15 protein-coding genes are annotated in these 15,253 nt (G+C 67.6%); 5 read left to right on the top strand and 10 right to left on the bottom strand.

Going from position 1 to position 15,253, the window contains the following annotated elements:
• Positions 1-85: 85 nt before the first annotated feature.
• From K2W61_RS12250 to K2W61_RS12235, 4 genes are all read right to left on the bottom strand, one after another.
• Positions 86-1,042 carry a M20/M25/M40 family metallo-hydrolase gene (locus tag K2W61_RS12250; RefSeq protein ID WP_236755712.1) on the bottom strand — a complete coding sequence of 319 codons (957 nt, stop codon included), beginning with the start codon at positions 1,040-1,042 and terminating at the stop codon, positions 86-88.
• Between the two features lie 7 nt (positions 1,043-1,049).
• Positions 1,050-2,033: a LysR substrate-binding domain-containing protein gene (locus K2W61_RS12245; protein ID WP_236755711.1), complete on the bottom strand. Its 984-nt coding sequence runs from the start codon at positions 2,031-2,033 to the stop codon at positions 1,050-1,052.
• A 119-nt stretch (positions 2,034-2,152) separates the two neighbouring features.
• On the bottom strand, positions 2,153-2,824 hold the full coding sequence (locus K2W61_RS12240) for a DUF1028 domain-containing protein (RefSeq protein ID WP_175132226.1): 672 nt from the start codon (positions 2,822-2,824) through the stop codon (positions 2,153-2,155).
• 26 nt (positions 2,825-2,850) lie between these two features.
• Positions 2,851-3,264 carry a RidA family protein gene (locus K2W61_RS12235; protein WP_175132225.1) on the bottom strand — a complete coding sequence of 138 codons (414 nt, stop codon included), beginning with the start codon at positions 3,262-3,264 and terminating at the stop codon, positions 2,851-2,853.
• A gap of 290 nt (positions 3,265-3,554) precedes the next feature.
• Between K2W61_RS12235 and K2W61_RS12230 the strand changes: the two genes are divergently transcribed.
• The 3 genes from K2W61_RS12230 to K2W61_RS12220 all read left to right on the top strand — a co-directional run bounded on the left by K2W61_RS12230 (position 3,555) and on the right by K2W61_RS12220 (position 6,352).
• Positions 3,555-4,580, top strand: a complete 1,026-nt coding sequence (locus tag K2W61_RS12230) for an ABC transporter substrate-binding protein (protein ID WP_236755710.1) — start codon at positions 3,555-3,557, stop codon at positions 4,578-4,580.
• 100 nt (positions 4,581-4,680) lie between these two features.
• A complete protein-coding gene (locus tag K2W61_RS12225; protein ID WP_175132223.1) occupies positions 4,681-5,535 on the top strand; it encodes an ABC transporter permease in 855 nt (284 codons plus the stop codon).
• A 1-nt stretch (position 5,536) separates the two neighbouring features.
• A complete protein-coding gene (locus tag K2W61_RS12220) occupies positions 5,537-6,352 on the top strand; it encodes an ABC transporter permease (RefSeq protein ID WP_175132222.1) in 816 nt (271 codons plus the stop codon).
• 75 nt (positions 6,353-6,427) lie between these two features.
• Here K2W61_RS12220 and K2W61_RS12215 read toward each other — a convergent pair whose 3' ends face one another.
• The 5 genes from K2W61_RS12215 to K2W61_RS12195 are packed head-to-tail and all read right to left on the bottom strand — an operon-like array spanning position 6,428 to position 10,660.
• Positions 6,428-7,384, bottom strand: coding sequence for a 2-hydroxyacid dehydrogenase (locus K2W61_RS12215; protein WP_236755709.1), 957 nt, complete (start codon positions 7,382-7,384; stop codon positions 6,428-6,430).
• Positions 7,385-7,394: 10 nt separating this feature from the next.
• Entirely contained in the window at positions 7,395-7,874 is a 480-nt protein-coding gene (locus K2W61_RS12210) for a type II 3-dehydroquinate dehydratase (RefSeq protein WP_175132220.1), read from the bottom strand.
• An 11-nt stretch (positions 7,875-7,885) separates the two neighbouring features.
• Positions 7,886-8,506, bottom strand: a complete 621-nt coding sequence (locus tag K2W61_RS12205; RefSeq protein ID WP_236755708.1) for a glutathione S-transferase — start codon at positions 8,504-8,506, stop codon at positions 7,886-7,888.
• A 46-nt stretch (positions 8,507-8,552) separates the two neighbouring features.
• Positions 8,553-9,554, bottom strand: coding sequence for an NAD(P)H-quinone oxidoreductase (locus K2W61_RS12200; protein WP_236755707.1), 1,002 nt, complete (start codon positions 9,552-9,554; stop codon positions 8,553-8,555).
• Positions 9,555-9,556: 2 nt separating this feature from the next.
• Positions 9,557-10,660 (bottom strand): ABC transporter ATP-binding protein, encoded by a 1,104-nt coding sequence (locus tag K2W61_RS12195; RefSeq protein ID WP_236755706.1) that lies wholly within the window; start codon positions 10,658-10,660, stop codon positions 9,557-9,559.
• A 352-nt stretch (positions 10,661-11,012) separates the two neighbouring features.
• Between K2W61_RS12195 and K2W61_RS12190 the strand changes: the two genes are divergently transcribed.
• On the top strand, positions 11,013-12,266 hold the full coding sequence (locus tag K2W61_RS12190) for a flavin-containing monooxygenase (RefSeq protein ID WP_236755705.1): 1,254 nt from the start codon (positions 11,013-11,015) through the stop codon (positions 12,264-12,266).
• 123 nt (positions 12,267-12,389) lie between these two features.
• The gene (locus tag K2W61_RS12185; RefSeq protein ID WP_236755704.1) at positions 12,390-13,349 is read left to right on the top strand and encodes a YihY/virulence factor BrkB family protein; all 960 of its coding nucleotides are present in this window, start codon (positions 12,390-12,392) and stop codon (positions 13,347-13,349) included.
• 119 nt (positions 13,350-13,468) lie between these two features.
• Here the strand turns inward: K2W61_RS12185 and K2W61_RS12180 are convergent, their stop codons facing one another.
• On the bottom strand, positions 13,469-15,100 hold the full coding sequence (locus K2W61_RS12180) for a mannitol dehydrogenase family protein (protein ID WP_236755702.1): 1,632 nt from the start codon (positions 15,098-15,100) through the stop codon (positions 13,469-13,471).
• Between the last annotated feature and the right edge of the window lie 153 nt (positions 15,101-15,253).

The following is a 15,253-nucleotide window of genomic DNA, read 5'->3' as shown; positions in this document are numbered from 1 at the left end:
GGGAACGCAGTACCCCGAAAAACCTCCGGTCCTTCGCCCCGGGGGTTTTTCTTTTTCGGCGACGCTCAGTCGCACAGATAATCGGTCAGGCGCGCCAGCATCGCGTCGCAGGCCTCGATCTGCGAGAATACGCGTTGCCCGGCACGATCTCGGGCATTGCGGCCTCGGGCAGGGCCTGCGCCTCGCGCATCCGCGTCCGGGTGCGCTCCAGCACGCGCGCCAGGATGCGCTGCGGCTCATCCTGGGCGACATTGCGGATCTCGAAGTCCACCTCGCATTCGGCCGGCACGATGTTCAGCGCCGTCCCGCCGCGCACCGTACCGGCATGCACCGTCGAATAGGGGATCGCGTAGCCGTCCTCGCGCGGCCCCTGTTCGGCCAGCTCGCGCTGCACATCGCGCAGCGCGCCCACCAGGTCGGCGGCGGTATGGATGGCGTTGACAAAGCGCGGCGCCAGGCCGGAATGGCCCGCCTGCCCGCAACAGCGCGCGCGGTAGGCCGCCTTGCCCTTGTGGCCGGTGCCGATCTGCATCAGCGTGGGCTCGCCCACCACGCATAGCAGCGGCTGCGGCTCCAGGCCCTCCAGTTCGCGCAGCAGGTGCCGCACGCCGACGCAGCCGATCTCCTCGTCGAACGACAAGGCCAGCAGCAGCGGCCGCCGCAACGGACGCCGCGCGGCCCGCACCATGGCCATCACCGCGCACGCCACGAACCCCTTCATGTCGGCCGCGCCGCGGCCATACAGTCGGCCGTCGCGCTCGCTGGCCTCGAAAGGCGGCGTGGTCCAGGGCTGGCCCGCCACCGGCACCACGTCGGTATGGCCCGACAACAGGATGCCCGCCACGTCGCGCGGGCCGACGCTGGCGTACAGATTGCAGCGCGTCGCGTCCTGCGGGTCCGGCACCCGGGTCGAGGCGATGCCGGCTTGCTCCAGCACCGCCTGCACGCGGTCCATCAGGGCGGCGTTGGACGTCAGGGTGACGGAGGGAAACGCGATCAGTTCGCGCAGCAGCGCCAGGCTGTCAGGGGGGAGGCGATTCATGCGAGGCTCAGGAAGAAGGCAGCGTGTCGGCGGCCGGGCCGGAGATGTACGGATCGAAGAAACTCGCCGCGCTCATGCCGGGAATGTATTGATCGGAGATATAGGCGCGGCAGCGCTGCATGAAGGCCTGCGTCAGCCGCGATGGCTTCATCGGCCGGTAGGTGGCCAATCCCAGCAGCATGGGCCGGTGCTCGCCGGCCAGGCGCAGCCGCACCAGGCGCTTGCCGTCGAGCGACTGGCTCGACTTGGGCCGCACGTTGAACAGCGCATAGCCGATGCCGTTGGCGACCATCGAGCGCACCACGTCTTCGGAGCGCGAGCGCGCCACGATGTTCGGCTCCAGGCCGGCCTTGGCGAACAGCGACAGGAAATACTCGCGGCTCATGGGCAGGTCCAGCAGCACCATCGGCAGCTGCGCCAGTTCGTCCAGCGTGACGGCGATCTGCTGGGCCAGCGGATGCAACTCGCTCACCAGCACGTGCGGCGGCATATGCGCCAGCGTCTCGAAACCGATCTCGTCGCCCAGTTGCAGGTCATAGGTGATGGCAAGGTCGATTTCCAGCAGATGCAGCCGGTTGATGAGTTCCTGCTGGTCGCCTTCGGCCATATGCAGCTCGACTTTCTCGAACGCGCGCGAAAACCCGAAGATGACCTCGGGCGCGATCATGGCGGCCAGCGGCTGGAAGCAACCCACGCGCAGCACGCCCTGGATGGTGTCGTTGGAGTTGGAAGCGATCTCGTACAGCTTGGCGGCGCGTTCCAGCAGGTCCTCGCATTCCTGCATGACCTGCGTGCCCAGCGGCGTCAGCGCCAGTCCCTTGGACGGATGCCGGACAAACAGCTGCACGCCCAGTTCGGTTTCGATGTGGGCAATGGCCGCGGAGATCGACGGCGGCGAGATGTGGATCTGGGCGGAAGCCGCGGCGATGCTGCCATGCTTGGCGGTCGCCACGAAGTATTCCATCTGGCGTAGGGAAATGCGGTTGAGCATGGTCCGACTTGAGGAAACAGGGTCAAAAGGCCGGCGAACGCGCGGAAGGGGCACGCAAAGTATCCCCTCCTCGCGCGGCGCCGGGCAAGATTTTCCTCAGGCGCGTCCGGCTGCCGAACTCAGAGATCCCCCGGCACGCCAAAGCTCGGGGCATCTCGCGGATCGCGGGCCCGCGTCAGGTAGGCGGGAATCTGCGGTTCGTATAGCTTCCAGGCCGCGTACAACGCTTGCACGGGGCCGTCTTCGACCCAGTCCAGGCGCAGGTCGACCATCGGCCAATCCAGGTCCTGGCACACCAGCAGGCCGGCCGAATGCACCGGCCCCGCTTCGCCGCCGGCGGCCTGCCCGGCCAGCAGCGCCAGCATCAGCCGTTCGGCCAACACGCCCTCGGCGCGTTCGAAGGCCGCCAGCATGGCCGCCGGCACCTCGGGCGAGGCCAGCATATTGCCGGCGCAGGCGGCGTGCGCGCCTGCCGCGCTGGCCAGCGTACCCAGCGCGCTGGCGCCGGTGAAGACCGCGGGCGGATGGGTGGCGTCGATCGCCATCAGTTGCCGGTAGTCGATGAACGGGCGTTCCTGCAGCTGCGCCAGCGCCTGGGCCGGGGTGCGTCCGGCGGCCATCAGGTCCAGGGCCAGCGGCCCCAGCGCCGGATCGGTGATGTTCTGGCTGACCGCCGCGCCGACGCCGGCGCGCACGCGTATGCAACGCGCCGCCACGGCGGGCGAGGACGAGGACACGGCGGCGCCGAACTGGCCGGACGCGGGGCAGCGGGCAATGATCGAGAAGGTCATGGTCGAGGGCCTTTGCCTGTAGCGGGTCAGTCGGGTATGACGGCGGTGGCATCGATCTCCACCAGCCACTCGGGACGGGCCAGCGCCGACACCACAATGCCGGTCGAGACCGGAAACACGCCCTTGAGCCAGCGGCCGACCACGCGGTAGACCGCTTCACGATAGCGCGGGTCGATGATGTAGATGGTGATCTTGCAGATGTCCTCGATGTCGCCACCGGCCTCCTTGAGCAGCATGGCGATGTTGGCCATGGCCTGCTCGGCCTGGCCCGCGGCGTCGCCGATGCACACGCTTTCGGAGGTATCCAGGTTCTGCCCGATCTGTCCACGCAGGAATACCGTGCTGCCGCGCGCCACCACCGCCTGGCACAGGTCGTTGTCCAGGTTCTGTTCGGGGTAGGTCGCCTTGGTATTGAAGGTGCGGATGCGCTTGTGTTTCATGGCTGCTCGAGAAATGGGGCCTGTAGGCAAGGGCGCGCGCTGGACGCCGCGCCGGGACTCCATCTTCGGACCCGGCGCCGCGCCACGCCTATTTGTTTTTTCCGGGGGCCGGTCTCGGAAATTCCGACCCGGGACGCCTGCGGGCCCGCATGCAAGGGTTAACGCGGCGCCTCAGGAATTGCGAGCCAGGCCTAAGGAAAAGGCGACTTGGCCCGCGCCGCCCCCCTCTTTCATCATCTGGGCTCAAGTCGGCGGCGCTCGGCGGACACAAAACACTCAAGGGGTTTGCAATGATTCGACAACTAACCGTAGCCGGTCTTTTCTCAACCGTGCTGCTGGCCAATGTGGCCTGGGCGGAGGATGCGCTCGTGGTCAGCACCTGGGGCGGCAGCTTCCGTGACCTCATCGATGAGAACATCGGCAAGGAATTCACGCGCCAGACCGGCGTGCCCGTCAAGTACATCACCGGCGGCACGATCGACCGCCTGAACAAGGCCAAGCTCGCCAAGACGCCGGAAAGCGACATTACTTTCACCACCTCGCACATCGGCTGGCTGTATGTCGACGGCGGCCTGTTCGAGAAACTCGACACGGCCAAGCTGCCGAACTACGCCAACCTGGTGAACCGCGCCAAGGTCAGTCCGTACCACATCGGCAGCTGGGCCTATGTCTACACGATCGGCTACCGCCCCGACCTGGTGCCCAAGGACATCAAGTTCGACAGCTGGAACGATCTGTGGAATCCCGCGCTCAAGGGCAAGCTGTCGGCGCCCGACTTCGATCCCAGCCACATCATCACGGTGGCCGCCCTGCTGTCGGGCGGCACCGCGGCCACATGGGAAAAAGGGGAGGAAAAACTCAAGGCCCTCAAGCCCAACTTCAAGGCGTTCTACACCAACGACGCCAATAGCCAGCAATTGATCGCCACCGGCGAAACCCCGGTGCAGATCCTGTTGTCGATGAACGCCTATTACATGATCGGCCAGGGCGTGCCGATCAAGGTCGCGATGCCCAAGGAAGGCGCCGTGCTCGGCATCGACACCATGGGCATCATGAAAGGCAGCGCCAAGACGGACCTGGCCTATAAATTCATGAACATCGCGCTGTCGCCCGAAGTCCAGTCCAAGATCGTGGCCTACAAGAAGGCCAGCCCGGTCATTACCAATGCCAAGGTTTCCCCCGAAGACGCCGCCTTGCCGGGCGTCTTCACCACCAAGGAGCAATGGGACAAGCAGGCCATCGTCATCGACGACAAGCTGCGCGCGGAGAAGACGGCGACCTGGCGCAAGTGGTTCACCGAGAACATCATGAACTGATGGCGGTGCCGTCCAGCGCCGCGCCCGCGTCCCGGCGATTCGCCTTGCCGGGATGCGGGCATTGCCGCACGCATCAACGCATACGGGAATAAAACGATCTATGAATACGCGTTCCGGCCTGAGGGGATGGCTGATCTCGCCAGCGGGCTTCATCGCACTGTGCATCGTCGTGGCGATGGCCGCGGTACTGCAATTCAGCGTGCGCGCCTTTATCCCCGGTTCGATGGCGGTTGGCGGCCTGACGCTGGCCAACTTCTCCGGACTGGGCAAGTCCATTTACCTGACGGCATTCGCCAACACGCTGCTGCTGAGCATTGAAACCACGCTGTGCTCGCTGCTGGTGGCGTATCCCCTGGCCTATGCCATGGTGCGCGTGCGCAACCGCCTGTTGAAGTCGTTCATCCTGATCGTGTCGATCACGCCGCTGTTCCTGGGCGAGATCGTTCGCACCTATTCGTGGATCATCGTGCTGGGCAGCAACGGTTTCATCAACACCGTCCTGCGCAAACTGGGCGTGATCGACCTGCCGCTGAATCTGATGTTCACGCACCTGGGCGTGCTGATCGCCCTGGTCCACGTCACGATACCGGTAGTGGTCCTGATGCTGGCCACGGCCATTTCGCATATCAACCGCGACTATGAAAAGGCCGCGCAGAGCCTGGGCGCCGGGCCGGTCCGCACCTTTATCACCGTCACGCTGCCGCTGTCCATGCCGGGCATCATCGCCAGTATCACCACCGCCTTCGCCTGGACCTTCAGCGCCTTCGCCACGCCGCAGATGATCGGCGGCGGACGCGTTCCCACCGTTTCCACGCTGGTCTACCAGCTTGGATTCTCTTCGATGAACTTCCCGCTGGCGGCCAGCCTGAGCGTCTCCGGCCTGGCCCTGACGGTCGTGTCCTTGCTGCTGCTGGGCCGCGCCACCAAGCGTCTGAAGGCATTGGGAGCCCACTGACATGACCCATAAATCTTCCCTGGCGCTGCGCCTGGGCGCGCCGCTGCTCATCACGCTGATCCTGGCGTTTGTGCTGCTGCCGGTACTCGTGGTCACGCTGGCCTCGTTCAACGACAAAGCCCTGCTGACCTTTCCGCCACAGAGCTGGTCGCTGCGGTGGTTCACGCGGGTATTCACCTATCCGGACTTCCAGCAGGGTTTTCGCGCCAGCCTGGTGGTCATGGCCTGGACATCGTTCCTGGCGCTGTTCATCGGCACCGCCCTGGCGATTGCCGTCAAGCGCATGGGCTTTCCGGGCAAGGAGCTGCTGCAGGCGATTCTGCTGTCGCCGCTGGTGATCCCGCACTTCACGCTGGGGCTGGGCCTGTTGATCCTGGTGGCCCAGCTGGACATGGACCGCGGCTACGGCCTGGTGATCCTGTGCCATGTGATGCTGGTCCTGCCGTTCGTCATGCGCAGCGTCTATGTCTCCATGGAGAACATCGACGAGCGCCTGGAGCAGGCCGCGGCGAGCCTCGGGGCCTCGCCGCTGAAGGTCATGCTCACCGTGACGGTGCCTCTGCTGGCGCCCGGCCTGTTCGGCGGCTGGCTGTTCGCCGCCATCATGTCCTTCAGCGAATTCACCGCCTCGCTGTTCGTGACCACCCAGGCGACCCAAACGCTGCCGGTAGCCATGTACAACTATGTGCGTGAATTCGCCGACCCGACCCTGGCGGCGCTGTCAGTGGTCTACATCGCCGTGACGGCGAGCCTGCTGGCCTTCGCCAACTATTTCCTGGGGCTGGGCCGCATCCTCAACATCGACGAGACGCACTGAGCGGCGGCACGGAAAAAGGCGGCGTGGACCGGAACGTCCACGCCGCCTTTTTGCCACGCCAAACGACATCGGGCCTCAGTAACCGCGTGTCGGATCGACCTGGTTGTGCGGCACTTCGTCGCGCGAAACGCGCAGGATGTTGTCGGCGATCTGGGCGGCGGCGGAGGCCGGAATCGCCACCGACGCCAGATGCGGCGTGATCAGGACGTTGTCCATCCGCCAGAGCGGATCTTCCGGCGGCAACGGCTCGCGCTCGAACACGTCCAGCGTGGCGGCGCCCAGATGGCCGCTGCGCAACAGCTCGGTCATCGCGGCCTGGTCGACCAGTGCGCCGCGCGCCACATTCACCAATGCCGCGCCGCGCGGCAGGCGCTGCAACCGCTGGCGATCGAGCAGGCCGCGCGTCTGCGGCGTGAGCGGCAGCATCACCACCAGGATGTCAGCCTGGGCGATCACGGCATCCAGCGTCTGCATGCCGGCATGGCATTGGATGCCGTCGATGACGCGCGGACTGCGCGACCAACCGATAACCGTCAGACCCTGACGCTGCAATTCGCGCGCGGCGTATGCGCCCAGTTCTCCCAGGCCGAGCACCGCCACGCGCGTGTCGGCCGGCGCGCGCGGATGGCGGTATGCCCACTCGCCGCGCCGCTGGGCCTGTTCGAACCAGGGAATGTCGCGCGCGTGGCGCAGCACGGCGAACAGCACGTAGCCGGCCATCATGCGCGCCATGTCCGGATCGGTGATGCGCGTGACCGGCACGCCGGCCGGCAGGTCGTCGCGGCCCACCAGGGAGTCCACGCCAGCGCCCAGGTTGATGATGAGGCGCAGGTTGGGCATGCGGCCGAAGAAGCCCGCCGGGGGCTTCCAGGCCAATGCGTAATGAATGTCGGCCGGGTCGGCGACCTCGCTCGAATGCAGGATGCGCAACCCCGGCAAGCGCGCCCGCAGCGCCTGGCGCCAGGTGTCGAAGTCGTCGAAATCGCTGTAGAACACCAGCGCGCCGGAAGGCGTCGTATTGTCTGCCCGCATCGCCGCGTCCTCAGGCAAGGCGCGCGATCATGCGCGCCATGGCTTCAATGGCCAGTTCGTAGCCATCGCCGCCCAGGCCGGCGATGACGCCGTCGGCGGCCTTCGAGATATACGAGTGATGACGAAACGGCTCGCGCCGCCAGATATTGCTCATGTGCACCTCGATGATGCGGCCGGGAAACGCCAGCAGCGCGTCCAGGATGGGAACCGAGGAATAGGTCAGGCCCGCGGCGTTGATGATCAGCCCCGGCGCCTGGCCACGCGCCTCCTGGATCCAGTCGACAAGTTGGCCTTCATGGTTGGACTGCAGGAAGCTCAGCCCCAGGCCGAGGCTGGCGGCCTTGCGTTCGCAGCGTTCGCGCAATACCGGAAAGCTGTCGCTGCCATAAGTCTTGTTGGCATCCAGGCCATACAGGTTGGCGTTGGGACCGTTCAGAAACCAGATGGTGCGATCCGGCGTGGGGATGGTGGCGGGCGTCGATGCGTTCATGGACGATGACCTCAAGGTTCGTGGGGAAGCGTGGCCCGCATCGCGGGCAACGTGGCGAAGGCGGCCTCCCAGCGCGCGGCATCCGGATGGCCGGCGCGCCAGTCGAGTTCGGGGAACCGGAAATCCAGATACCCCAGGGCACAGCCCAGCGTGACCTCGCCGATCGTGGGCAGGTCCCGCGCCAGCGCGGGCGCCAGCCGGTCGATGGCGGCCAGGCAGGCCGCCACCTTGGCCAACTGCGCCTCGCGCCAGTCCGGCCACTGCCATTGCGCTGGCCGGGCGGTGTGCTCATAGCGCGCCAGCAGCGCCGCATCGAGCAGGCCATCGCCCAGGGCCTGCCAGGTCAACGCCTGCCAGCGCCGCGTTCCGGCGGGCGGAAAGAGCCCGGGCGCCGCGCCCAGGTCGGCCAGGTATTCGCAGATGACCCGGCTGTCGTACAGCGCCGTGCCATCCGCCAGGATCAGCGTCGGCACCTTGGCCAGCGGGTTGTGCGCCGCGATACGGTCGTCGCGACGCACTGGATGGGCCGCGCTATCGAGCCATTCGATGCGGTCCGCCACGCCGGCGAGATGGGCGCAGGCCATGACCTTGCGAACGTAGGGAGAAGTCGTTGCGTATAGCAGTTTGAGCATGGCGGGTCCGTGCCTTCAATGAAAATCGGAAACCGGCGCGCGGACGTCAGGGACGCAGCACCACCTTGCCGAACACCTCGCCGCTTTCCAGCAGGCGGTGGGCATCGGCCGCCTGCGCCAGCGGCAGGCTGGCGCTCAGTCGCGGCGCGACCCGGCCATCGGCGATCAGCGGCAAGACATGACGCGCCAGCGCCTGGGCCATGCGCGTCTTCTCGGCCACGGTTTGGGGCCGCAAGGTCGAGGAATGCAGGCTGAGTTGCTTTTGCATCAGCACAAGCAGATCGAGCGTGACCGTGGCGCCCTGCAGAAACGACAGGCTCACGTGGCGCCCGCCGAACGCCAGCGCCTGCAGGTTGCGCCGCACGTAGTCGCCGCCCACCACGTCCAGCACCACATCCACGCCGCGCCCCTCGGTCAGGTCGAGGCAGGCCGGCACGAAATCCGTGTCGCGGTAGCACAGCGCATCGACCGCGCCCATTTCCCGCAGCGCCGGCAGGCGCTCGGCGCGGCCCGCGGTTGCGATGACGCGCGCCCCGGCCGCGTGCGCCATGCGGATCGCCAGCGTGCCGATGCCGCCGGCCGCGCCGTGGATCAACACGGTCTCGCCCTGCCGCAGGCGGCCCAGCTCGAAAAGGTTGTGCCACACCGTGAACAGCCCTTCAGGCAGGGCCGCTGCCGCCTCGTCGTCCAGATGCGGCGGCACCGGCAGCGCGTGCTCGACCCGCGCCACGCACCAGGGCGCATATCCGCCGCCCGGCAGCAGGCACATCAGGCGTCGTCCGCGCAGGGTGTCGGGCACGCCCGGACCGCAGGCGGCTACCTCGCCGCAGGCTTCCAGGCCCAGCACATCGGTGACGCCCGCGGCGGGACGGGCCAGGCCCTGGCGCTGCATGATGTCGGGCCGGTTGACGCCGGCGGCGCGCACCCGCAACAGGACTTCGCCCGGGCCGGGTCGCGGCACGGCCCGCTCGGCCAGCGTCAGAACGCCGGCATCGCCCGGCTCGCGCGCCACGACGGCCAACATGGTGGAGGGAAGCGTGCCCGTCATCGTCACGACGCGTCGAAAACGCTGATTCCCTGGCCCGGCAGCGCCAGGCCGGTGACCGCGCCCACCGGCCACTGACGCGGCGCGTCCAGGCCGGCGCTGCGCACCATCACACGCTGGTGGCCCGCCACCGGAATATCGACGTCGATGTAGGAATCGATGTGATCGCCCTGGAACACATGGTTGACCACCGTGCCGCTCAGAACCGAGTCGCTGTGCAGATTCTCCAGCCGGATCTGTTCCGGCCGCACGTAAATATCCAGGCGCCGCCCTTCGTGCGAGCCGCCCACCAGCCGCTCGCGCGGCACGCGGATCAGCCCCGCCCCCAGGCGCAGCAGGATGCCGTCGGGATCCGTGCCGTGGTAATGCGCGGGCAGGATGTTCACATCGCCCAGGAACGAGGCCACGAACGGGTCCTGCGGGTTGCGGTACAGCTCGTCGGGCGTGGCGATCTGGCGGATCACGCCGCTGGACATCACGGCAATGCGGTCCGACATGGCCAGCGCCTCGCCCTGGTCGTGGGTCACGAACACGGTGGTCACGCCCAGGCGGCGCTGAATCTCGCGAATCTCCACCTGCATCGCGCCGCGCAGGCCTTTGTCGAGCGCGGAGAACGGCTCGTCCAGCAGCAGGACCTTAGGCCGGATCACCAGCGCGCGCGCCAGCGCCACGCGCTGCTGCTGGCCCCCGGACAGTTCGCGCGGGCGGCGTTGTCCCAGGCCGTCCAGCTTGACCAACGCCATCGCTTCGCTCACCCGCGCCGCGATCTCTTCGGCCGGCAGGCGGCGCATGCGCAAGCCATAGCCGATATTGCGTTCCACCGTCATGTGCGGGAACAAGGCGTAGTTCTGGAACACAATGCCGATCTGGCGCTGATAGGGCGGCAGGTCCGTCACCAGTTGATCCTCGATGAAGATCTCGCCATTGTCGGGATCGGCGAATCCGGCGATCAGGTTCAGCAACGTGGTCTTGCCGCAGCCGGAGGGGCCCAGCAGCGTCAGGAATTCGCCCCGCCGGATCTTCAGCGACAGTTCCTGCAGCACGGTCTGCTGGCGGTATTTCTTGACCACGCCTTCCAGGCTCACCGCGCTGGAGGGTTTCGGGGACACGGGGCTGTTCTGCATAGCGGCTCGCGATTCGTCGACAGGGTTTCCCAGGGCACGCGCGGCACGCGTGCCGCTGCGTCGCTCCAGGAGGCGATGGCTTGCAGCATACGGGAGGCGGGCGCGGCCGGCCGTTAGTGGATACCGATGCCGTCCATCGGAAAAAGCGAAACGCCGCCGCGCCGCCGGGGCCGGGCAGTGATTTGCTTTTTCCTAAGCCCCGCGTCCAAAAAACCAAGTTATCAAGCGCGGCCTTCTGGCCCACACTGCGCCTCATCCATGAGCGGACTTGCTCATGCCCCCGGCGACGAAGCCGCGACGCAGTGGCGCCCCGGCTTCGACACTTCTCAGGAAAAACATGTCAGTGGAAACAACCAATACCCTGGTGATCGGCGCCGGCCAGGCCGGCATCGCCATGAGCGAACACCTCGGCGCGATGGGCATCGACCACATCGTGCTGGAGCGCCGGCGCATCGCCGAGCGCTGGCGGTCGGAACGCTGGGACTCGCTGGTCGCCAACGGCCCGGCCTGGCACGACCGCTTCCCCAACCTGGCATTCGATGACGTCAGTGCCGACACCTTCCCGCCCAAGGAGCGCATGGCCAGGTATTTCGAGGATTACGCCCGGATGATCCAGGCGCCGGTGCGCACCGGCGTGGAAGTGCTGCGGGTCCAGCGCAACCGGAAGCGTCCCGGCTTCACCGTCACCACCTCGACGGGCCAGATCGAGGCCCGCCACGTGGTGGCCGCCACCGGCGCCTTCCAGATCCCCAGCTATCCCTCGATCGTGCCGGCACAGGCCGGTATCCAGCAGGTCCACTCGTCGGCCTACAAGAACCCCGCGCAACTGGCCGAAGGCGCGGTGCTGGTAGTGGGCGCAGGAGCCTCGGGATCGCAGATCGCCGAAGAGTTGCGGCGGGCCGGCCGCACCGTCTACCTGTCCGTGGGCGAGCACTACCGCCCGCCCCGCGCCTATCGCGAACGCGACTATTGCTGGTGGCTGGGCGCGCTGGGCATGTGGGACGAGGTCAAGAAAAAGCCCAAGCGCGAACACGTCGCCTTCGCGGTCAGCGGTTACGACAACGGCAAGACCATCGACTTCCGGCGCCTGGCCCATACCGGCATCCAGCTGGTCGGCATCACGCTCGGCTACGCCGATGGCGTCATGACGTTCGAGGAAGGCCTGGCCCGCAACATCGCCCAGGGCGATGCCGACTACTTCGAAGTGCTGCGCGAGGCCGACGCCTACATCGAGGAGAACGGCCTGGACCTGCCTCCCGAACCCGACGCCTGGAAGCTGCTGGAAGACCCCGACTGCCTCACCAACCCCATCCTCAGCCTGGACCTGGCGCAGGCCGGCATCGGCGCCATCGTCTGGGCGACGGGGTTCAAAGTGGATTACAGCTGGATCGACGCCGACATCTTCGACGAACACGGCTACCCGGTGCACAAGCGCGGCATCACCGCCGAGAAGGGCATCTACTTCCTGGGCCTGCCGAACCAGACCAACCGCTCTTCATCCTTCATCTGGGGCGTCTGGCATGACGCGAAGTACATCGCCGATCACATCGGCATCCATTTGAATTACCTGGCCTACGACAAGGCCCGCTAGGGCCGGCCAACCCGGAGCCGCGGCTGGCACGCCCGCGGCTCCACAGACTTGTTACGTTTCGGGCGGACGGGCCCGGCCGCAACCTACCTACAATGAGAGGCTCACTGACAACCGCCCAGAGCCATGCGCCTTCCCCAGAGCCTGCGTGTCCTGCGTCCGTCCGAAATCGGCGGGCTGTTGATGGATTCCGCCAACCAATGGTCCACTCATCGCGCCTCCAGCAAGGGCGCGGCACTGGCGCTATACATGGTGTTTTCACTCGCGCCCATGCTGATCCTGGTGATCGCGGTAGCCGGCGCTTTCTTTGGCGAGGACGCGGTGCGCTCGGAGCTGTTCTCGTCGCTGCGCGACCTGACCGGCGAGCGCGGCGCCGAAGTGATCCAGACGGTGCTGGCCAGCGCGCATGAATCCGGCGGCGGCTGGATCGCGGCGCTGATTTCCATTTTCGTGCTGATCTTCAGCGCCACCACGGCCTTCGCCGAATTGAAGGCCAGCCCGGATGATCTCTGGGAGGTCTCCGGCAACCAGAAGGGCGGACTGCACGGCATGGTGCGCAGCCGGGTGCTGTCTTTCGGCCTGGTGCTGGTGCTGGCCCTGTTCCTGTTGATATCGCTGACCGTGAACGCGGCGCTGGGCGCCGCGCGCAAGTACTACGGCGAGCTGTGGGCCGCGTCGGCCTTCGCCACGGTGGCCGACTGGCTCTCCAGCCTGTTTTCGTTTTCGGTCGTGGTGGCGCTGTTCGCCGTGATCTTCAAGCTGCTGCCCAGCGCGCGCATTTCCTGGCGCGACGTGATTCCCGGCGCCATCGTCACGGCAGCGCTGTTCCTGGTGGGCAAGTGGGGCATCGGCGTATACCTGAGCCGAGGCGCCGCGGTGTCGGCATACGGCGCGGCCGGCTCGCTGATCGCGCTGCTGCTGTGGATCTATTACTCGGCGCAGATCTTCTTTTTCGGCGCGGTGTTCACGCGGCAGTTCGCGTTGCGCTTCGGGCGCGCGGCCAACGGCAAGGACACGGCGGCGACGCCCGCATCCGCCTCGGCACCGGACGCCGCCTCACCTGCCCCGCCGCAAGACGCGCCCTGAGATCGGGCAAGGCCGGGCGGCCCTGGAACGGCAGCTCGCGGGCCGTCGTCAACGACGCGCTGCGCCTGCTGCGATCTCCGGACGGATAGCGCCGCGGCCATGGCCACGGCGCCGCGGGTTCACCCGCCGGCGCGGGCCGCCGCTTGCGGGGGGTGCGGCGCGGCATCGGCGTCAGCGCCTTGAGCCACATCGGCCCCTTCCCCGCTGTCGGCCGCGGCGCCGGGCTCGGGCTCGCGCGCCACGGCTTGCAGCGCATGCAGCACCCCGTGTTCGCGCAGGATCTCCAGTTGCGCGGCCAGCGCATTGATGAATACCGGCTTGTCGCCCAGGTCGCCGAACACCGGCCGATACCCCGCCAGCACCAGGGCGCGGCGATACGCGGCCTGCTTGGGCGCGGCCGCCCGCGCGGCCACATCGGCGCGCGCCACCAGCTTGGCCAGCGACTCGGCCAGCGGATCCTCGACCGGATAGCCCGCGCCGTTTTCGTCTTCGCCGCGCAGGTAGTGCAGCCAGGCCGCCACCGCCAGCGCCAGGCGGCGGATATCGTCGCCGCCGCGCAGCCGGTCGCGGATCGTGGCCAGCAGGTGCGGCGGCAGCTTCTGCGAGCCGTCCATCGCCACCTGCCGCGTCGGGTGCGACAGCGCCGCGTTGCCGACCCGCGCCAGGAAGCGCTCGCGGTAGCCTTCCAGGCCGGCCTCCGGGATGCCCTTGAGCGTCGGCGCGATCTCATGGCGCATCAGGTCATCGATGAACCCGCGCAACGCCGGCACCGCCACCGCCTCGCGCATCGTGGCCAGCCCGAGCAGCGCGCCCAGATAGGCCAGCACCGACTGCGGGCCGTCGACCATGCGCAGCTTCAGGCGCTCGTAGGGCGCGGTATTGGCCACGAAAGTCACGCCCGCCGCTTCCCAGGCCGGGCGCCCGGCCGCGAACTTGTCCTCGACCACCCAATTCAGGTAGGGCTCGGCGACCACCGGCCCGACATCCTGCACGCCCAGCCGCCGCGCGATGCGCGCGCGGTCGTCGTCATGGGTGGCCGGCACGATGCGGTCGACCATGGAATTGGGAAAGGTGCAGTGCGCGTCGATCCAGCCGGTCAGGGCCGCGTCCAGCCGCAGCGCGAAGGCCAGCACCAGGCTGCGCAAGGTATCGCCATTGGCCTGCAGGTTGTCGCAGGACAGCAGCGTCAGGGGCGGCAGGCCGCGCTCGCGCCGCAGCGCCAGGCCGTGGACCAGCATGCCGATGGCGCTGCGCGGCCGCACCGGGTTGTCCAGGTCGTGCAGGATGTCGGGGTCGTCCCAGCGCAGGTGTCCGGTGGCGGGTTCGTGGCAATAGCCCTTTTCGGTGATGGTCAGGCTGACGATGCGCGTCTGCGGATAGGCGATGCGTTCCAGCACCGCCTGCGGATCTTCGCCGGCCACCATTACGCGCTGCACCGCGCCGACCACTCGTAGCGACTCGCGCGCTTCGCCGTCCGCGCCGCAGTCGCGCAGCGCCAAGGTGTAGAGGCCATCCTGCGGTGTCAGCGCATCGCGCGCCGCGGGACTGCGCAGCGACACGCCGAGAATGCCCCAGGAGAGATCCTGGCTGGCGCCCATGGCCAGTTCGGTGGCCAGCGCCTGGTGCGCGCGATGAAAGGCGCCCAGCCCCAGATGCACGATGCCCGGTGTCAGCCGGCTGCGGTCATAGGGGGGCTTTTCCACGTCCGCGGGCAGGCGTGACAGGGACTCCGTATTCAAGCGTTCGAGCATGGATGGCAATGTCTCAGGGCGCCGCGATGCATCCGCCCCCAGACGGGCGAAGCGGCGCGTTGATAGAAAATTGCACACGGCGGACGCGGACGAAGGCCAACGCCGCGATGCCGCGCGCCGCCAGGGTATCGCATGGCCGCAACGAAGGCAAAA

The sequence above is a fragment of the Achromobacter pulmonis genome (assembly GCF_021733725.1).
Taxonomy (GTDB): domain Bacteria; phylum Pseudomonadota; class Gammaproteobacteria; order Burkholderiales; family Burkholderiaceae_B; genus Achromobacter; species Achromobacter pulmonis.
The sequence above is the reverse complement of the archived record's forward strand: the minus strand, read 5'-3'. Positions and strand labels throughout refer to the sequence as shown.